Here is a 20,772-nt window from a genome sequence, read left to right on the forward strand (position 1 = left end):
TTTTACCCTTAGATTTGATGTACGAAATTATTAGTACATAAATTAATTATGCCATGAAAAGAATTATTGCCTTAGGGATTATTACCTGGTTTTTTGCCTTTTGCAGCCAAAAAGCAATGGCGCAAAACGATAACCCACCACCTCCACCGCCGCCGCCGGTTGCGCCGCCACCTCCTCCTCCTCCACCGCCACCACCCGGCCAAAAATCGGAAACGCAGGAAATCATCATTCGCAAAAAAGGCGATAAAGACAAAACCATTATTTTATCTTTTGATAATAAAAAAGTGATGGTAAACGGCAAGCCATTAGTAGAATTTAACGATGATGAAATTTCTATCAACAACCGCAGGATTGTAATAGGAAAAAAACTTGAAAAAAATATTGATGATATCATGAGGGATTTTGATATTCAGCTAAACGGCACATTTGAAATGGATGACGACAGAGTAAAGGAGGTAATGGGCTACGGCCGTTCCACAGCATTTTTAGGTGTAGCTTTTGAAAATGCAAATGAAGGTGCAAAAATCAGCTCAGTAGAAAAAAACAGCCCTGCAGAAAAAGCCGGCCTGCAAAAAGATGATATTATAACAAAACTTGGCGAAGAAAAAATAAACACCGGCAACAACCTTGCCGTTGCTATAAATAAACTTAACCCTAAAGACGAAGTAAAAATAAGCTACCTGCGTAATGGCAGGCAAAAGTATGCCAAAGTAACCCTGGGAGAAAAGATTCCCAGTTTTACAAAATCTTTTTCCTTTAACGATGGGCCTCGTAACAGGATAATCACTGTTCCAGGATATAAAGGTCCAAAAAACTGGGGCGCAGAAGACTTTAACAAAGAGAAATTTTTTGACGAATATGGAAATTGGGAAGATTTTGATTTTTTCAATCGCCAAAAACTGGGGCTTAAAATACAGGATACCGAAGAATCAAATGCTGTAAAAGTTATAGATGTGGAAGAAAATTCATTAGCAGCATCTGCAGGTTTAAAAAAAGATGATATTATTACCGAAATCAATGGAGCCAAAGTAACCAATACCGATGAAGCAAGAGATCAGCTTCGCAGCACCGAACAAAAACCCTCTTACAGCATAAAAGCAGTACGCAATGGCAACGCAATGAACTTTACCATTAAAATCCCCAAAAAATTAAAAACTGCAGAGTTATAACCGTTAATTCAAAAGTTAAAATAATAAAGCGCCATTGATTATACCGTGGCGCTTTCCTTTTATGCTGTAGCAATTTGTATCTTTGCCGCCGTGGAAAAAAACCATAAATACGAGGCAGTTATTGGCCTTGAAGTACATGCACAATTGCTTACCCAAAGTAAATTATTTTGTGGCGACAGTACGGCATTTGGCGCAGACCCCAACACACAAGTAAGCCCGGTTTCCCTTGCGCACCCGGGCACTTTGCCGGTAATGAACAAAGCCGTAACGGAGCTTGCCGTTAAATTAGGATTGGCAATGCATTGCAACATTGTGCAGCATAATTATTTTGCCCGAAAAAATTATTTTTATCCCGATTTGCCCAAAGCCTACCAGGTGAGCCAGCATACGGCGCCTATTTGCCGGGGAGGATATTTACCTATTGGCGAAAACAAAAAAGTTTTATTAAACCGCATACATATTGAAGAAGATGCCGGAAAAAGTATACACGACCTTGATGATAATTTTACCTGCATAGATTTAAACCGTGCCGGCATACCACTTTTGGAAATTGTAACAGAGCCCTGCCTGCATAGCGCCGAAGATGCTTATACTTATTTAACTAACCTGCGCAGGCTTCTAAGGTGGCTTAATGTATGCAACGGGAATATGGAAGAAGGCAGCATGCGCTGCGATGCCAATATTTCTATACGCTTAAAAGCTGCAACCACATTGGGTACAAGGGTAGAAGTTAAAAACCTCAACAGCATACGCAATGTAAAGCTGGCCATTGATTATGAAATAAACCGGCTTATAGAAATTACCGAAAAGGGCGAAAAAATTATGCAGCAAACCCGGAGCTTTGATGCCGGCACAGGAACTACATTTGCGCTACGTTCAAAAGAAGAAGCCGAAGACTACCGCTATTTTCCCGAACCTGATTTACCACCCATTTTTATAAGTAACGAATTTTTACAAAAAATTAAATCGGCAATGCCTGTATTGCCCGAAGTTTTGTATAAAAAATATACCGGCAAATATGAACTTTCTCCCAATACAGCAGGTACTATTTGCGCCGATAAAGAAGATGCCTGTTTTTTTGAAACTTTACTTGAACATACTAACGCAATTAAAGCGGCTTCCAATTGGGTGATTGGCCCCATAAAATCTTATTGTAATGAACATAATATGAGTTTAAGTAAATTCCCGGTTTCCTTTTCTACAATTGCGGCGCTTATTGAAATGGTAGAAAACGGCACACTAAACTTTGGTAATGCTTCAGGAAAAATATTACAACACTTAATAAACCATCCTTTAAAATCTGCAACAGAAGCAGCAACAGCGCTTAATTTATTACAGGTAAAAGATGAAGCCACAACAGAAGAATGGGTGAATGAAGTAATCAACAAAATGCCTGAAAAAGTAAAAGAATACCAATCCGGCAAAAAAGGATTAATTGGCCTTTTTGCAGGCGAGGTAAAAAAACTCAGCAAGGGCAAGGCAGATATGAATGCCGTAAATAAAATTTTATTAGAAAAACTTAATTAATAACCAGCCTGTTTCAACCAGGCGCTATCGCTACATCATGAATAAATATTTTGGCATTGCTATTTTATTTTTGGGCTTAGTATCCTGCAACAATAAAAATGATGCAAATACTTTTACCGTTAAAGGGCAAATAAAAAACATCTCCGATCAAAAAATTATTTTGGAACAATTGTATTTTGGAGATAAAACCCCTACAGTACTCGATTCTGCTATGGTTAAAAACGGCGCCTTTAGCTTAAAAGGCCATGCAACAGAAGAAGGTTTATTTCGCCTAAAACTGGAGAACCTGCCCAACGGTTTTTTATTTATCAACGATAAAGGGCTAATTAATTTTACGGCCGACATTAAAGATGTAAGTATTGACGGCCCTAAATTTGAAACACCTGCCAATGTAGGCTTAAAAACATTATTGAAAGAAGTGGATAAGAAAGGGAAACAAATGGAAGCTTCAATTAATCAAATTAATGAGCTAAGCAACAAAGGCGGCAACGATAGTTTGCTCAGCCAGTTAAATACCGATTTATTATTGCAGCGCCAGTCGTTCAGCAATTATATTACAAGGTATATGGATACGGTAAGCAATCCTGTTTTAGGAATGTTTGCACTTGGGTATAGCCAAAGCGCTGATCCTACTGTATTAAAAGTTATTGTACCCAACCTTGGCAAGCGTTTTCCAAACCACAAAGGAGTTACAGAAGTGGTAACCATGTACAATACTGCATTAAATGCCCAAAGCAGTGGCCAGCAACAACCCAATTCAAAACCCGGCATCCCGGCAATTGGTGATCAGGCGCCAGATTTTACTATGAATGACGAAAACGGAACGGCAGTATCACTTAGTTCATTTAAAGGCAAATATGTACTGGTAGATTTTTGGGCAAGCTGGTGTGGCCCATGCAGGGCAGAAAACCCCAATGTAGTTGCTGCTTACCATAAATTTAAAAACAAAAATTTTACCATACTGGGTGTGTCGCTTGATGAAAGCAAAGACAAATGGCTTAAAGCAATAAAAACTGATAACCTTGCCTGGAAACAGGTGAGTGATTTAAAAGGCTGGGGAAATGCCACCGTAGGCCTTTATGGGTTCGATGGCATTCCTTATAATGTATTGCTGGATCCATCAGGAAAAATAATTGCTACGGAATTAAGAGGAAGTGAATTATTTTCTTTACTGGAGAAAACATTAAAATAATTTTTGCACAAAAGTAGAGTCGCCAATTGGCGGCTTTTTTATAGCGCTAAAATGAACTAATTATCAGCGTTTCATTTTTACCTGGTAAAGAATTCCAAAATATCCCAGCACACCACCTGCACCATCACCAACGCCTAACTGCATATTTAATGTAAGTTCCTGTGCGCAGGCAGAGTAAGTTCCCGGGCCGCTTGTTGCATAAGGCCTTACCGCTACGGGCAAGCCGGCATAGGCAGCGTTTAAGCTTCCGGCATCGCTGCCGGGAATGGCATTTTGCGCAATAACTGTAGTTGTACGGTTGTTGGGGTCTGTCCAATCTAAGGTAAATGAAATTGGGCCCCAACCGCTATCAAAAATATTTTCCACTACTGCGGTTGCCGAAGTAGGCCCTGCAGGTGATGTAGAAGATATAGAAGTTGTATATGGCCCGTAAGCACTGGTTCCTAAAGTTTCGTTGGTATTGTTATAATCGCCCTGCAGGATGCTTATTAACGGGTTGGCTTCATCGCAACTTGGCATTAAGTTAATTACACAGGAATCTGCATCTACAAAAGATTTCACTTCGGGCTTAAACCTTAAAATCAACTGATGTGTACCGCCGTTTAGCGCTGCATAATCACCAAAAATTTTAAAACTATCCAATACCTGGCCGGCTGGTATAATTACAAATTTTTCAGGAATGGTATATTCCACACCTTCTACTGCACCTGTGGGGGAGCTTACGGTAAATTCAATTTTGGTATCGGTGGTTACCGCCCTGCTTACACCTATGGTTCCTGTGTAAGAGTCGCCGGTTACATTTTCTACAAAGTAATTATCGCTTGTTTTTGTAAACAATGCCGCATCCTGGTTGGCTGTATTTATATAAGCTTCTTTTTTACAGCTTGTAAATAAAAGGCCGAAAGCTAAAGTAGCCAAACTGAGTTTAAAAATATTTGAAGTATTCATATTGATATATAAAATTTAATAACCCGGGTTTTGTGTAAAATTAGTATTATAGTTTATTTCATCTACAGGGTAAGGAAGTTGGTAAAGTTTACTGCCCAAAGGAATTGTAAGCGTTACATAAGGCGTTCCGGTACCATCTGCTCTTTCTCCAAAACTACCATCTCTTTGCACGGGGATATTTCTTCTTTTTAAATCAAAAAAACGGTCTCCTTCAAATGCCATTTCAAGCCTGTGCTCCAGGTAAATTTCATTGATAAGCGCTGTGCCGGAAAGTGTTACCGGGGTATATGAAAAATATCGGTTGGATTTTAATGTATTTAAATCGGCAAGTGCAGATGTTTCATTATTTAATTTAAAATAGGCTTCAGCCCTGTTGAGTAAAACTTCTGCGCCACGTATTGCTTTGTAATCTACAACACCTGCAGGGTCGCCATTTGTTCTGCCATTGTATTTTATTATATGGTTATAAAGCACCCCATTATAAGCGCTGGATTCAATATAGGCAGAAGCCCTGATATCGTCAATAGTAAATAACTGATTTAAATTATATTCCACTACATACTCCGATTTTCTTTGTCCGCCCACGGTTTGATAGTAATTCACACCCTGGCTGTTTAAGTTATCTGTTTTCGTATTTTTTATTTTAAAGAAAACACCATCTTCGGAATTATCCTGCCAAATTTTAATAAAGTTGGCCAGGGAAGTAACTTCAGTTGCACTGCCCAATGCATCATTTGAAGCCGTAACACATTTTTGCCATTCGCCCCTGTATAAATAAATTTTTGAAAGCAAACCCGATACCGCTCTTTTGGTAAACTTTGTATTGGTTGTAGTAGAAGTGCTAACTAAAATTTTAGCGGCTTCTAAATCGGCAACTAGTTTATCGTAAAAAACAGTTACCGGTTCCTTTGCAGGAAGTATCGTAGGATCGGTAGCGATTACATACGGCAACACACTATCGGTAGCGGCAGCATTGGTATAGGTTTTGGCAAAAATCCTGGCCATGTCAAAATAAATCATTGCCCTTGCTGCAAGCGCTTCGCCCTTGATATTGTCTTTAAATGTTCCGGCAGCAAAATTGTCTATATTTTCCAAAATAGCATTTGCCCTGCGTACTACGGAATAGCCGTTGTTAAAAAATGAACTGTAAGTGCTTTCGCCGGTATAAAGCCATTGACCAAATGTTTTTAAGGTTAAACGGCCCTGCTGGTTGATGATTATATTATCGGCAAGTACATCGCCCATTATATTGGCAACATCGCCTGCGTACATTCCCCTTAAGCCGCTGTAAAGGCCGTTTAAAGCCAGGGTAACATCGGCTTCGGTATTAAAAGCCTGTGAGGTTTCTATCTGGTTATAAGGGTACAACTCCAGTTGGTCTTTTTTGCAAGATGCCAGCAGTGCAACCCCACAAAAGATGATCATTAATTTTTTCATTTCTATTAAATTAAGTTCGATTAGTTTTTAAGATTTTGGGTTTTTAAAACCTGATATCAATACCGGTTGTGATTGCCCGCAACTGAGGTTGTGCAAACAGGTTGTATAAACCGGGTGAAACCAGGCCACTTTCGTTATTGGCTTCTCCTACTTCGGGTAAGCCTTTAAATTTAGTCCATATTGCAAGGTTGGTTCCCTGAACATAAAACCTTAATGATTTAATATTAAACTTATTGGTTACCTTAATGGAAGGTGTGGTATAAGAGAGCGTAACATCTCTCAAAGAAACATAATCTCCTTTTTGCAAATACTTATCCGAATCGTAAGTGATGCGCTGTGTAGCATCGTTTAAGTTGGCATAACGAACAATATCTCCTGGTTTTTTCCAATAATTGATGGCTTCGGAATATTGCTGATCTGAAACGCTTTCTCCTTCGCTTGCGCCAATAGAATATACATAATTCATAATGTAGTTACCACCGGAATAATAAAATTGTGTGCTTAATTCAAAGCCTTTATAAGTAGCCTGCAGGCCAAAGCTTCCATAATATTTAACCTGCGGCGTTTTACCGCTTAACAATACTGCATCACTCGTTGAATAGTTTTCTGTAAGCTGGCCATCTTTGGTGTAATACATATTTCTTCCTGTGGAAGGATTAACACCTGCCCAACGAACCATAAAGTAGGTATAGACAGGTTCACCAATTTTAAACCTTGATAAGGTTTGCGGCACGTCATCGTCGTAAAGGTTGGTTATTTTATTATCGTTATGTGAGTATGAGCCGAAAATATTGAGTTTGCCTCCATTATACTTTAATATATCGCCACTTAACATGATCTCAAAACCTTTATTGGTAATATTACCTATGTTACTTTGGTAGCCTGAAAAGCCTGTGGTATAAGATACGTTTTTAGGATATAGTAACCCATTTGTTTTACGATTGTAAAGGTCAATACTACCGGTAAGCCTGTTTTGGAAAAAGCCGAAATCTATTCCAATATCTTTCTTTTTATTTTCTTCCCAGGTAAGGTCAGCATTGGGAAGGCGTGCCGGAACAGCAGCTGGTGCATTATTGTATTTTGCTGTAAGTGCATATGTACCCAGGTTATCATACAAGCCAGTAGGTACGGTACCCGTAGTACCCATAGATGCCCTAAGCCTCAATTGAGAAAGGAAACCAGCCTTTATAAATTTTTCTTTCAATAGATCCCATTGTACTCCAATTGCCCAAAAGTTGGCAAAGCGCTGATTGGCGCCAAAGCGTGATGAGCCATCCCTCCTGCCGCTAAGGTTTAAAAAATATTTTCCCTGGTAATTATAATTGGCAGCGGCTATATAACTTAATATTGCCCAGTCGGCCCTGCTGGTAGAAGCTGTTTGTGGCGAACCGGCGTTATCCTGCGTTGTTACGGTAGAAGTAGGCATACCACGGGAAGCTAATGTATAGCTGTGAAATTTATTTTTGGTAAATTCCATACCGGTTAATAAAGAAAGGTTATGGTTGGCAGCAATGGTTTTTTTCCATCCTAGTGTATTTGAAAACACATAAGTAAAATCTGAGTTGCCTGCATCGGTTTTTTGGTTATATCCTAAAATTGCGGCAAGGTTGGAGTTGGGTTGTAAATAATTTTCCTGGGCCAAAGTATTATAGTTAATACCCAACTGGCTCCTGAAATTAAGGTCTTTTACAATCATTACATCTCCAAAAACGCTGGCAAAAGTAGAGAGCCTGTTCAGCACACTTGGGTTATGATCTGTACCTTCTATGGGTGAATAACCGGTATGTGTTGTATTGTATTTTCCATTGCTTTGATATAAAGGCTCGTAGTTATTAAAAATAAATAATGCAGCATAAGCATTTTGGGTATTATACAGGTTGCGTATATTATTTTCCTGGCTGTAAGTAACGCCAATATTTGAACCCATTTTAAACGATTCGCTGGCATTGTATTCCACATTTATCCTACCTCCTTTTTTGTTCCAGTAAGAACCGTACATAATACCATCGTTATCGCTTTTATTTAATGAAAAATAGTACCGGAATTTATCGGATGAGCCAGATACGGCAATTTCATGCGTTTGCACATTGGCATTTTTTTGCAAAAGGTACTGGCTCCAATCACCTACACTGCGGTTTTCGAGCAAATCCCAAAGCCCGGTGCGGTTTTGCTCGCTTAAATTAAACAGGTTGGAGCCTGCGGTAAAAGCCCCGCTGGCAACCCGGTTGCTAATCATAGAATCGAGGTATTGGTTGGTAAACCCTGCTTCAAACTCGTACTGAAGTTTTTCCCTGCCTGTCATAAACCGCAAATTCTTTAAATCCTGTGCATTTACGTAACCGTTTTGAAAGGAATAACGTACTTCTAATTTTCCACGCCCTTTTTTTGTGGTTATTAATATTACGCCGTTGGCTGCCCTTGAACCATATATCGCTTGTGATGATGCATCTTTTAATATGGATACTTCATCAATATCATTTGGGTTGAGCATACTGTACGCTACACTGCTAATAGGCGTGCCATCTAATAATATCAATGGCTCGTTGGTTGCATTAATTGAGCCCGTACCTCTTATTCTTATATAGCCATTTGAGCCGGGGCGGCCGCTTTGGCCGGTTACCTGTACGCCTGTAGATTTACCTTGAAGCAATTGGGTGAATGAGCCAATAGGTTTTTGGGCTACTTCTTTACCGCCAACATTTACTACACTTCCCGGAATATCTCTTTTAGCTACTTTTTGATAGCCCACAATTATTACTTCGGTTAAAGACTGATCGGCAATATTTAAAGCAACATCAAAATTTGTTGCCTTATCAATTGCAATGGTACGGGTTTCTTTACCTACCGATGATATTTCAATTTGTTTTGCATTTGCAGGAACCTTTAGTGTAAAAGTTCCGTCTGCATTTGTAGAGGTGCCGGCAGTAGAACCTTTTACTACAACAGAAGCGCCGTTTAATGGGTTGCCTTTATCGTCGGTTACTTTACCGGTAATGGTTTTTTCCTGTGCTTGCATGGTTATGGATATACACAGCAATACACATAACAGTAGTAAGATTTTCTTCATGATAGTTTCTTCTTGTAATTAATTATTGCAAAATAAAGCTTTTTTTTCTTTTACCTTTCTTTAAGAGACAATTAGTTTTTGGTTTTGCTGCTTTAAAAATCATTTCTTTTTAGCTACCAGCAGCACCGGCAGTAAAACCAGGTTAGTGATTGTTGCAATCAATAAGGTAAGCGAAGTAAGCCAGCCGAGGGCAAAAGTTCCACCAAAACTGCTGGCACAAAAAATTACAAAACCGGCAATTAAAACAAGAGAAGTATATATAATGCTTAAGCCGGTTTGCTGAATTGTTTTAGAAACGGTTTCTATTGCATTTTTATTGTTGTGGGGTAGCTCCTGTTTGTAATTCACTAAAAACCTGATGGTTATATCTACCGCAATACCCAGGGCCACACTAAAAACAAGCACTGTACTGGGCTTAAAACTTACACCTGCCCAGCCCATAATACCAGCAGTAATGAGCAAAGGAATTAAATTAGGTATGAGTGAACAATATAAAATACGAAAGGATTTAAATAAATACAGCATAGCCACAGCTATTAATAAAAATGCCCAAAAAATACTTTCTTTTAACCCATTTATAATAAACTTACTGCCTTCTAAAAATGTAATACTGGTGCCGGTAAGTTTTATGGTATAAGTGCTGTCAAATAATTTATTTGCCTTTTGATTAATGGTATCCAGGATCTTGGGCAACGCCCTTGTACCTACATCAGCCATGCCAATGCTTAGCCTTGTAGATTGCTTTGAAGAATCTAAAAAAGAGCGCATGATCTTTGACAGGTTATCTTTTGCATTTTGGTTGCCATCGTTTTTTGCCCTGAGGTAATCAGCTACAAAAGCGCCATCAAAATTATTAGGCAACATATAGTATGCTGAATCGCCTTCATAAAACGCCTGCTTGGCAAATTTTAAAGCTTCGGTAATGCCTAAAGGCCTGCTCATACCAGGCTGTACTTTTATAAACTGTGCCAAAGAATCTACTTTTTCAAAAACCCTCAAAGCCTTCATGCCACTAATTCCCCTTGGTTTATGGGTAGTTATTACAATATCCAAAGGCATTACTCCTTTAAAGTTCTTTTCAAAAAATTTAAGATCGGTATAAATTTTATCTGTTTTAGGCAGGTCATCTACTATATACGCCTCCGATTTTAACCGCAGCATACCCGCTGCCGAAAACAGTATAAGAAAAACGGTTACTGCATAAATTATTTTTTTATGGTGCAATACCCAATTTTCAATTTTACACAAAAAACCGGTAACCCAGCGGTTGTCCAGGTATTTTAATTGCTTTGGCTTAGGCGCAGGCAGGTAACTCAAAACAGCCGGCAATAAAATAAATGAAATCACAAAAATGAGCATAATACTCAGCCCGGCCACTACGCCAAACTCTTTAAGCAGGCTGCTCTGCGTAAATGCAAAAACGGCAAAGCCAATGGCTGCCGTAATATTACAAAACAAGGTTACCACACCCATTTTGCTTACCATTTCTATTAAGGCAGATGTTTTATCGCCGCTTTGCAAAAAAGCCGTATGGTATTTATTAATAAAATAAATACAATTGGGGATGCCAATTACTACAACAAGCGGCGGCGCCAAAGCCGTAAGCAAAGAAATTTTATAGCCTAATAAATACATTATTCCTACCGTGCAAATAACACCGGAAACTACCACCAGCATTGATAATAGCGTATTACCAAAAGAGCGAAAAAACAAAAACAAGATTACCACACTCAGCAACAAAGAAGCCAGCAGGAAAAACTGCATTTCTTTTTGGATGCGGTCTGCAACAACCGTTCTTATTAAGGGCAGGCCGCTTACATGGGTTTCAATTTTTGTGTTGTTTTGAAACTCCTGAACCGCTTTATTGATTTGTGCAATAATAAATGTACGCTTTGGGGAGTTTAATGAATCATGGTTTATCCGCACACCTATTAAGTAGGCATTCGTTTGCGGATTGTATAATAATGATTGATAAAATGGAAGATTGAGAAATACTGCTTTGGCACTATCAAGGGCTTGCTGGCTTGCAAGGCTATCCGCAAATATTTTTTGGGAAACCAGTTTTTCACCGAGGGAATCTTTATAAAGGTTTACGGCAAATGGCACGCTCATTACATCTTCTACATCGGCAACATTTTTTAGTTTTTGATGTAGCAAACGGTATTGTTGAAACACAGGCAATTCAAAAATTTTATTGCTTTGTACACCTACCACAAGCAGGTTTCCGTCGTCGCCAAATTTTTCTTTAAAAGAAAGATAATCTTTGTAAATAGGGTTATCTATAGGAATAGCTTTAGCAAATTCGTAACTAAGCTTTACCTTACTTGCAAAATAACCCATGAGTACAGTAGCCATAAATAAACAAACCAATAGCACCAGTTTATACCTAAGAACAAAATTTGCCAGTTTACGCCACATGTATTTATATTGTAGTTAATGAAAATTTTATTTTGCAAAGAAAGTTTATTTATGTGGTATTTTTAGAAGGTTTATAGGGCTTAGCGCAAAGTATATAACACAAGAAATTCACCTGGGCCTACCGGTTGTTTCTAAGCTTTCCCATCCTCCTCTAAACTTCCATAAATCTTTCTATTATAAAATCACCAGTAATGACGCACAAAACAAAAGCAATAATTTTACGCAGCATAAAATATGGCGAAGCCAGCCTGGTAGTAACTGCATTTACTGAATTATTTGGCATACAAACTTATTTGGTTAACGGCGTAAGGGCTTCCAATAAAAAAACCAATAACGCTGCCTGTTTTCAGCCATCTGCAATATTGGGTATGGAGGTTTACCACAACGAATTAAAAAAAATGCATCGCATCAAGGAATATGGGTTTGCACATTTATACCAAAATATTTTGAGTAGTGTAATTAAATACAGCGTGGCATTATTTATGGTTGAACTGCTGTACAAAACCTTAAAACAACCCGAAAATAACCCTGCCCTTTTTAATTTTTGTGAAGACGCATTAATGCATTTAGATGAGGCGTCAGCAACTGTAACTGCAAATTTTCCTTTATTTTTTACCTTACACTTATCGTATTTTTTTGGTTTTAAAATAAATGAAGAAGGTTCAGGGGAAGCAAATAGCTTTATTGACCTGCAGGAAGGTTGCTTTACCTCAGTTCTACCCAACCATCCGCATTTTTTAGCAGGTGAAGATGTAAAGATTACCTCGGAATTATTAAAAACCATGCAGCCTGCCGAACTTGATAGCCTGCAACTCAATAAGCAAAAACGCAAACACCTGCTTGCAAAATACCTGGAATACTATCAATTGCAGCATCATAATTTTGGGCAAATGAAAACCCTTGCCGTGCTTGAAGAAGTTTTAAGCAACTAAAATTATATTTTAACAAAAAAAACTGTACTGGTTATTCTCACAAATCGTCTAATTTTAATGTAAATATGCAACAAAATTGGATAGTCAAATTACCTCAATACTTTTATCGGTGTGCGTGGGGCTTGGCATTGCCGCCGCAACGGGCTTTCGCATTTTTTTACCCATGCTTATTGGCAATGTGACTTCGCTGATGGGTTGGTACCATTTTAGCGATAGTTTTTCCTGGATGGGGAGCTGGACGGCTTTTGCCATACTCTCCTCTGCAACTGTAGCAGAAATTGTTGCGTATTATGTGCCTTTTTTAGACAATCTTTTAGATAAAATTGCCCTTCCACTTGCCGTTGGTGCAGGTACGCTCATCAGCACTTCGTATATGAGCGATGAAATGGCAACGCCGCTTAAATGGGGCCTTGGCCTTATTGCTGGTGGTGGCGCAGCCGGCTTAATACATACCGCAATGGGAATGCTGCGGCTGGGCTCAAGCGCAGGTACGGCCGGCACGGCAAACCCTATTGTAACCACCGGCGAAAACGGCGCTGCTGCAACCCTTTCCATACTGGCATTTGTAATACCAGTGGTAATTGCCATTGCGGTAATTATTCTATTGGTATTTGTGGTAAAAAAATTGTGGCGGTACTTTGGCAGTAAGAAGAAGAATGAGTGCGCTTAAAATTGATTTTCGATTTTGATACTCAATTAAAATATTTTAGAACTTTTGTTTTGTCTTTTTACCATTATTTCACTCCATTTAAAATGAATGTAAATAGGCTTAGGTATCACTCCGTTTACTGTAGGTGCTAAGTGGTACTCCGCATCCGTCAACTTCGTTTAGAGAAAAATATGTCGCAGGAAGACCTTGCTTTTGAGTGCGATTATGCTGATTTTTCTCAAATTAACCGCATTGAACTTGGGAAAGTTAACTTTTCTGTTTCTTATTTAAGTACCATTGCAACAGCATTAGCTATTCCAATTTCCAGCTTTTTTGAATGATCCCTGAAATTACAAAACCCGTTTACTCTGTTTTCCTTCAACAATCACTACTCCAGGTTTTTTCCCTTTTTCAAAACTACCCAATTCGTCATCCATACCCAGCGCTTTGGCGCCATTAATGGTGGCCCATTGCAGCAGGGTTTCAAGGTTAATTTGAGGGAAATGCTTTTGCAAAATATTTATTTCGTCCATCATACTCAACGCATAGTTACTGGCAAGGCTATCGGTGCCGATAACTATGCTGCAATTATTTTTTATGAGCAAATTCACCGGTGGCAGCACATTTTCTATATACCTATTGGCATTGGCACAAAGGCAAAAATGCAGCTTGTTATTTTGATATTTTGCAAAAAGCACATCTTCATTATTAATAAAATTATTATGCACTGCAATAATATTTTGGCCTTGAGTAAAAAAGGGCAGCCAGCTTTGCAAACTGGTTTTTCCTGTAGGTTCAAAACCGCCAATATCAATTCCCAGGCTTTTATACAGATTTATAAAATTGCCCGATTTGAATTGGTAAAACTCGTTTTCTGCCTTTGTTTCCTGGTTGTGTATGGAAATTACCTGGCCTTTTGTATGGATATTTATTAAGGCAAATAAATTTTTTGAAACCGAATAGGGTGCATGAGGACAAACAGAAGAATTTTTTACAGCAAATTGCCTGAGCAATTCCTGCATTTCTGCCAACCTTTTTTTGGCCGTAGAATCTACAAAGCCCGAAACCTCTATAAAATTATGCCAGCGTATTTTACTCTTGTTTTTTAAAGTTATACTATCGGCAGTATTACAAATATCGCCAACGGCTACAATGCCGCTTTCGTACATTTTTGCATCCGCTTTTTGCATGGCTGCTGCTTTTTCTTCCTCAGTAACATGCCGTAGTTTCATTACCTGTTGCACAAATTCTACCAGGCCTGTTTTTTCAGGTATTTTTCCTTTCAAATGGCTCAGTTCAATATGGCAATGGGCATTTACAAAGCCGGGGCAAAGTATGCCTTCAAAATATTGAATATCATCCCCGGCATTTTCAATTTTGGCTATTTCCAAAATGGTTCCATCTGCATGGGTTATTAATACATGGCCCGGGCCAAGCAGTTTATAGCCGGTAAAAATATTTGCAGCGCTAAATTTTTGATTCAAGATGCTAACTTAAGATAATGTAAATTTGCTGCCGTTTTAGCAGCCTTTACTGTTTACAAAGTTAGGTTGCAGGTTTTACTAAAACCAGTTGTGTTTTTTAACTATAAAAAGATTTATGATAGATAGATTAGATGCCATAAAAGCAAAATTTACCGATTTGGGTGTGGCGCTCACCAACCCTGCTGTGGTTGCCGATACAAAAAAATTTGTTTCAATAAGTAAGGAATACCGCAGCCTGGAAAAAATTGTGCAGGCCCGTGATGCCTATGTAAAACTGCTGGATGATATAGCCTTTAATAAAGAAGTGCTCAACGCCGATGATGAAGAAATGAGGGAAATGGCCAAGATGGAACTGCCTGCTTTGGAAGAAAAAAAGGAAGAGCAGGAGCGCCAGCTCCGCAATCTTTTAATACCCAAAGACCCTTACGATGAAAAAAATGCCATACTGGAAATAAGGGCCGGAACCGGTGGTGATGAAGCCTCGCTTTTTGCCGGCAACCTGTTTCGTATGTATTTAAAATATTGCGAAAAGCGTGGCTGGAAAACCGCATTACTCAGCGAAAGCGAAGGCACTGTAGGCGGTTTTAAAGAAGTACAGCTTGAAGTAACCGGTGATGATGTTTACGGCATATTAAAATTTGAAAGCGGCGTACACCGTGTGCAGCGTGTGCCCGATACCGAAGCCTCAGGCAGGGTGCATACCAGCGCAGCTACCGTAGCCGTAATGCCCGAAGCCGAAGAAGTGGATTTTGAATTGAAAGATAGCGATGTAAAAATGGAAACTGCCCGAAGCGGCGGTGCAGGTGGGCAAAATGTAAACAAAGTAGAAACCAAGGTATTTCTTACCCATATACCAAGTGGTGTAACCGTAGTATGCCAAACGGAGCGCACCCAACTTGCCAACAGAGGAAAAGCAATGGATATGCTCCGTACCAAACTTTACGATGAGCAGGTACGCAAGCAGGAAGAAGAGATTTCCAAACGCAGAAAAAGCCTCGTAAGCACCGGCGACCGTAGCGCAAAAATTCGCACTTATAATTTTCCACAGGGCAGGGTAACCGACCACCGCATTGGCCTTACCTCTTATAACCTCGATGCAGTACTTAATGGAGATTTACAGGAATTTATTGAGGCCCTGCAATTTGCCGAAAATGCCGAAAAACTCACTACGCAATAACCTGGTTTTTGTATTTATATATTTTTTTATTGTTAGTTATTGAAAATTAATGAAGTAGAAATTTTATGCTTTTTTTGTTAGCAGTTATTTAACATTTTGCCTTTAATCTTTGGCACTTTGTTTGCCGTCTTATATATAGAACAAGTTAATTAGAAATTTTCTCATAAGCAGTTAGTTTTGGTAAACAACCTCCTGTTTCTACAGGAGGTTTTGCTTTTTTGGCATTGGCAAAAAATAATACATCTATATATAATAATGAGAAGGCATTATATGCCAAGCCACAAACCCATTAACTTTACCGTTTAAAATTCAACATAATTGGCTACGCAACAAAAAGAGAGAACTGCATTTTTTAAAAAAATAAAAGGTATAGGTACAGGCGCTCAAACAGAAATGAGCTTTATTGATCACCTTGAAGAATTGCGCTGGCATATTGTTCGGTCCTTGTTGGTTTGGCTTGCGGGTGCCATAGTTATTTTTATTTTTACAGACTGGGTTTTTGATAATATTATTACTGCACCTGCACGCCAGGGCTTTATTACCTACAAGTTATTTTGCAATTTAGGCTATAAATTGGGCCTGGGAGATACACTTTGTATGCCGCCCATAAACCTTACCCTGCAGGGAACTACGGTAAGCGGCCCGTTTATGTCGGCTATTAATATTGCCATGGTTGGCGGCATAGTGCTGGCTTTTCCTTATTTGTTTTGGGAGCTTTGGCGTTTTGTAAAGCCTGCCTTATCCAGCAAAGAGGTAAAGTATGCCAGGGGAAGCATTTTTTGGGTTTCTTTATGTTTCTTTACCGGCGTGGCTTTTGGCTATTATTTACTGGCTCCCTTTACTTTTAATTTTTTAGCCAATTTTAAATTGGGCACTACCAGTATTTACGTTTACCGGCCTACACTTGATGATTATATTGAATCGCTTACCAACCTTTTATTGGGTTGCGGGCTTGCATTTGAGCTGCCGGTATTGGCCTATGTACTAGCAAAAATTGGTTTAATAAATGCTGGTTTTTTAAAAAAATACCGCAAATACGCCCTGGTAGTCATCCTGCTTCTGGCAGCCATTATTACGCCTTCGCCGGATTGGACCAGCCAGGTAATTGTGGCCTTACCGCTTTTATTATTGTACGAATTAAGCGTACTTATTGCCGCAAGGGTAGATAAAAAAAGAAAATTAGAAGAAAAGCAATGGGAATAGTTTTTGAATAAATCCATTTTTCACTTTCTAAAAAAATAACCCGGGCTATATTAATCTGCAACAGAAAAAAGGCAAAACACTTGCTACATGCAATCATCTCCTTAACTTGCACCCTCATTTAACCTTTCCTTAACCGAGCTGGCCTATATTTTTGCGCCACATGAAGCAGATTATGAGAAAATTATCCCTGTTCGTTTTGGCTTTTACTGCCCTTTTTACCGCATTTGCACAAGAAACTGCAAAAGCGCCAAAGCAAAAAAAAGTATATAACCTTACCGACCGTTCCGGCGACCATATTATGTTTCAGATTGCGGCAAATTTTTGGCCCGGGGTTCCGGATAGTATTAGCAGCCATATTAAAGGTTTTAACCGCAGCGCCAACCTTTACGTAATGCTTAATAAGCCCTTTAAAAGCAACCCACAATACAGTTTTGCTTTTGGAGCAGGTATTAGCACATCAAATATTTATTTTAAAAATATGGAAGTAGGTATTACAGCCACAACGCCTACCATGCCATTTAAAGCAACCGACAGTACCAATCATTTTAAAAAATATAAACTTACTACCGCATACCTTGAAATCCCTATAGAATTCCGATTTACCTCCAACCCCGAAACGCCGTCCAAAGCATGGAAAGTTGCCCTTGGCGCTAAAGTAGGCACCATGATAAATGCCCACACAAAGGGCAAAAACCTGTTAGGCTCCAATGGGGGAACCATTAATGAATTCACTCAAAAAATGGGCTCCAAATCATTCTTTAATACCACAAGGCTTTCAGCAACGGCAAGAGTAGGCTATGGAAATTTTTCTTTGTTTAGTTCCTTTGCCTTGGGCAATTTGTTTAAAGATGGTGTTGCCCACCCGGTAAAACCTTTTCAAATAGGCCTGTGCCTAAGTGGCTTATAAAATAAAACCGTATTTTACCGTTCATCGAAACTTAATGCTGCTTTAGTTTCTTAAATTTGCGGCTCATTGTTGAAAAACCGGGTTTTTCCCTTATGAGTGATGCAATAAAACACGAATGTGGCCTGGCGCTCATTCGGCTCCGAAAGCCTTTTAGCTTTTACCAGCAAAAATATAAAACGGCATTGTATGGCCTCAATAAGCTGTACCTGCTTATGGAAAAGCAACACAACCGTGGCCAGGATGGCGCAGGAATTGCTGCCGTAAAATTAAATACCGAGCCAGGTTATCCTTTCATGTACCGCCTGCGCAGCAATGCTTCACAATCCATTGCCCAGGTTTTTGGGCAAATAGCCAACGAAATAGAAGAAGTAGAATCCTACCAGCCCGATATAAAAAATTATCCCGGGCTTTTAAAAGGCCATATACCTGCAATGGGAGAATTGCTCCTGGGCCACCTGCGCTATGGCACGCAAGGAAAAAATGATGTAAACTATTGCCATCCTTTTATTAAAAAAAACACCATACCTGCAAGAAACCTTACCCTTGCCGGAAATTTTAACCTGGTAAATACCGAAGAACTTTTTGATTTGCTCAATATAATGCCCGGCGATTTTCAAAAACAAAGCGACCTGGCAGCAATGATGGAAGTGATTCATCATTTTTTAGTAAAAGCCGATGAAGACAATCCAGGGAATATAAATATTAGCGCAGTATTAAAAAAAGCCGTTTCTATGTTTGACGGCGGTTTTCATGTAGGCGGGCTTGTAGGCAACGGCGATTGCTTTGTAATGAGGGATGCGCACGGCATTAGGCCATCTTATTATTATATCAATGATGAAATTGTGGTAGCCGCAAGCGAAAGGGTTGCCATAAGAACAGCATTTAATGTTGCAGAAAATGATGTGCTGGAACTTATGCCCGGCTGTGCATTAATAGTAAAAGCAGATGGGCGTTGCACAGTGGAGCAAATTGTACCCGCATTAGAAAGAAAAGCCTGCAGTTTTGAACGCATTTATTTTAGCCGTGGCAACGATGAGAGTATTTACAAAGAAAGAAATGCCCTGGGCTACAACCTAAGCTCAATTGTATTAAAAGCTATTAACTACGACCTTAAAAACACTATTTTTTCTTTTATACCCAATACCGCCGAAACAGCTTTTTACGGCTTAATAAAAGGAGCAGAGGATTATCTCAATAAAATAAAAACAGAACGCATCCTTAGCTGGGGCAAAGATTTTGACGAGGAAAAACTCACCGAAATGATCAACCGCAGGGTGAGGATTGAAAAGATTGCCATTAAAGATGTAAAACTCCGCACTTTTATTACGCAGGACAGCAGCCGGGACGAAATGGTGCAGCATGTGTATGATATTGCTTACGGAACCGTAAAAAGAAATACCGATACCCTGGTAATTATAGATGATAGTATCGTAAGAGGAACCACACTGAAGCAAAGTATTATCAGGATGCTGAGCAGGCTTGGCCCCGAAAAAATTATTATTGTTTCTTCTGCACCGCAAATACGCTACCCCGATTGCTATGGAATTGATATGAGCAAAATGGGCGACTTTGTGGCTTTTCGTGCCGCTATTGCCTTACTTAAAGAAAGAAAAATGGAAACCCTGCTCACCAATTTACTGGAAGAATGCCGGGAAATGCAGCGCAACAATAAATTGCATACCGAAAATGTAGTACGCAAAATTTACCAGCCTTTTACTGCCGAAGAAATTGCCGGTAAAATTGCAACACTTATTACACCCGAAGACATAAAAATTCCCGTACAGGTAATTTATCAAACCATCGAAACCCTGCATGAGAGCTGCCCTCACAATACAGGCGACTGGTATTTTACCGGCAATTACCCTACGGCCGGCGGCAACAAGGTTTGCAATAAAGCCTTTATGAATTATATGGAAGGCAAAAATGTAAGAGGTTATTAAATAAAAAAATTCAAATACAGGTAAAGTATTTATGGCGCACCGCATCCATTTAAGCAAAGATAAAAAACTCAAAAAACTAGTAGATGCCCAGCCGGAGTATACACTCATGCGTAAAAAAAATATACACCTGCATTTATGCGGCTCCATTATAAGCCAGCAGTTAAGCACCAAAGTAGCCGAAGTAATTTATAAACGCTTTTTAGCTTTGTTTAATACCCAAAAACCCGGTATCCATCAAATACTTGCCCTACCATTTGATACTTTACGCAGCATTGGCCTCTCTAATGCCAAAACAAATTATGTGCATAATGTTTGCCGCTTTTTTTATGAAAATAAAATTACCGATGCAAAGCTGCACAAAATGAGCGATGAAGAATTTATAACATTTATTACCCAAATAAAAGGCATTGGCCAATGGACGGCAGAAATGCAACTGATGTTTACCCTGGGCAGGGAAGACGTATTTTCTACCGGCGACCTGGGCATACAGCAAGCCATGACAAGGCTTTACAAGCTGGATGCCGGCAATAAAAAAACCCTGCAGGAGCAAATGCTTTCCATTGCTGAAAAATGGCGGCCCTACCGCACTTATGCCTGCCGCTATTTATGGGATTGGAAGGATAACACGCACCTTCCCAAAAAGAAAGCGGAAAAGAAGAAGTAAATACCGGGGCCTGCAACTTTAGCGTAAGTTAGTTGAAAAATATTTTTTTAATTTTACT

At 39.2% G+C, this 20,772-nt stretch carries 16 protein-coding genes; 11 read left to right on the top strand and 5 right to left on the bottom strand.

From position 1 onward, the window contains the following. Positions 1 to 53: 53 nt before the first annotated feature. The 3 genes from IPO46_05610 (at position 54) to IPO46_05620 (ending at position 3,888) form a co-directional block, all read left to right on the top strand. The gene (locus IPO46_05610; GenBank protein QQS64060.1) at positions 54 to 1,169 is read left to right on the top strand and encodes a PDZ domain-containing protein; all 1,116 of its coding nucleotides are present in this window, start codon (positions 54 to 56) and stop codon (positions 1,167 to 1,169) included. 90 nt (positions 1,170 to 1,259) lie between these two features. Further along, positions 1,260 to 2,696, top strand: a complete 1,437-nt coding sequence (gatB, locus tag IPO46_05615) for an Asp-tRNA(Asn)/Glu-tRNA(Gln) amidotransferase subunit GatB (protein ID QQS64061.1) — start codon at positions 1,260 to 1,262, stop codon at positions 2,694 to 2,696. Between the two features lie 37 nt (positions 2,697 to 2,733). Further along, positions 2,734 to 3,888 carry an AhpC/TSA family protein gene (locus IPO46_05620; GenBank protein ID QQS64062.1) on the top strand — a complete coding sequence of 385 codons (1,155 nt, stop codon included), beginning with the start codon at positions 2,734 to 2,736 and terminating at the stop codon, positions 3,886 to 3,888. Positions 3,889 to 3,951: 63 nt separating this feature from the next. Here IPO46_05620 and IPO46_05625 read toward each other — a convergent pair whose 3' ends face one another. The 4 genes from IPO46_05625 to IPO46_05640 form a co-directional block, all read right to left on the bottom strand. Further along, a complete protein-coding gene (locus IPO46_05625; GenBank protein ID QQS64063.1) occupies positions 3,952 to 4,836 on the bottom strand; it encodes a hypothetical protein in 885 nt (294 codons plus the stop codon). Between the two features lie 15 nt (positions 4,837 to 4,851). Next, complete coding sequence (locus IPO46_05630; protein ID QQS64064.1) at positions 4,852 to 6,273, bottom strand: RagB/SusD family nutrient uptake outer membrane protein; 1,422 nt, start codon at positions 6,271 to 6,273, stop codon at positions 4,852 to 4,854. A 43-nt stretch (positions 6,274 to 6,316) separates the two neighbouring features. After that, a complete protein-coding gene (locus tag IPO46_05635) occupies positions 6,317 to 9,340 on the bottom strand; it encodes a SusC/RagA family TonB-linked outer membrane protein (protein ID QQS64065.1) in 3,024 nt (1,007 codons plus the stop codon). Between the two features lie 99 nt (positions 9,341 to 9,439). Next, complete coding sequence (locus tag IPO46_05640) at positions 9,440 to 11,758, bottom strand: MMPL family transporter (protein ID QQS64066.1); 2,319 nt, start codon at positions 11,756 to 11,758, stop codon at positions 9,440 to 9,442. 191 nt (positions 11,759 to 11,949) lie between these two features. On the opposite strand from IPO46_05640, the gene recO reads away from it, so the two are divergent. The 3 genes from recO to IPO46_05655 all read left to right on the top strand — a co-directional run bounded on the left by recO (position 11,950) and on the right by IPO46_05655 (position 13,680). Beyond that, entirely contained in the window at positions 11,950 to 12,690 is a 741-nt protein-coding gene (gene recO, locus IPO46_05645) for a DNA repair protein RecO (GenBank protein ID QQS64067.1), read from the top strand. Positions 12,691 to 12,766: 76 nt separating this feature from the next. Continuing rightward, entirely contained in the window at positions 12,767 to 13,360 is a 594-nt protein-coding gene (locus IPO46_05650; protein ID QQS64068.1) for a DUF4126 domain-containing protein, read from the top strand. Between the two features lie 170 nt (positions 13,361 to 13,530). Then, entirely contained in the window at positions 13,531 to 13,680 is a 150-nt protein-coding gene (locus tag IPO46_05655) for a helix-turn-helix transcriptional regulator (GenBank protein QQS64069.1), read from the top strand. 9 nt (positions 13,681 to 13,689) lie between these two features. On the opposite strand, the gene IPO46_05660 is transcribed toward IPO46_05655, so the two are convergent. After that, entirely contained in the window at positions 13,690 to 14,823 is a 1,134-nt protein-coding gene (locus IPO46_05660; protein QQS64070.1) for an amidohydrolase family protein, read from the bottom strand. Positions 14,824 to 14,938: 115 nt separating this feature from the next. Here IPO46_05660 and prfA point away from each other — a divergent pair, with 115 nt between their 5' ends. From prfA to IPO46_05685, 5 genes are all read left to right on the top strand, one after another. Then, entirely contained in the window at positions 14,939 to 16,000 is a 1,062-nt protein-coding gene (gene prfA / locus IPO46_05665) for a peptide chain release factor 1 (protein QQS64071.1), read from the top strand. Positions 16,001 to 16,393: 393 nt separating this feature from the next. Beyond that, positions 16,394 to 17,203, top strand: coding sequence for a twin-arginine translocase subunit TatC (tatC, locus tag IPO46_05670; protein QQS64325.1), 810 nt, complete (start codon positions 16,394 to 16,396; stop codon positions 17,201 to 17,203). A 160-nt stretch (positions 17,204 to 17,363) separates the two neighbouring features. Continuing rightward, the gene (locus tag IPO46_05675; protein QQS64072.1) at positions 17,364 to 18,110 is read left to right on the top strand and encodes an outer membrane beta-barrel protein; all 747 of its coding nucleotides are present in this window, start codon (positions 17,364 to 17,366) and stop codon (positions 18,108 to 18,110) included. Between the two features lie 92 nt (positions 18,111 to 18,202). Beyond that, positions 18,203 to 20,050 (top strand): amidophosphoribosyltransferase, encoded by a 1,848-nt coding sequence (locus IPO46_05680; protein QQS64073.1) that lies wholly within the window; start codon positions 18,203 to 18,205, stop codon positions 20,048 to 20,050. A 31-nt stretch (positions 20,051 to 20,081) separates the two neighbouring features. Next, entirely contained in the window at positions 20,082 to 20,714 is a 633-nt protein-coding gene (locus IPO46_05685; protein QQS64074.1) for a DNA-3-methyladenine glycosylase 2 family protein, read from the top strand. The last annotated feature ends 58 nt before the right edge of the window (positions 20,715 to 20,772 follow it).

The organism is Chitinophagaceae bacterium (genome assembly GCA_016699815.1).
GTDB lineage: Bacteria > Bacteroidota > Bacteroidia > Chitinophagales > Chitinophagaceae > Ferruginibacter.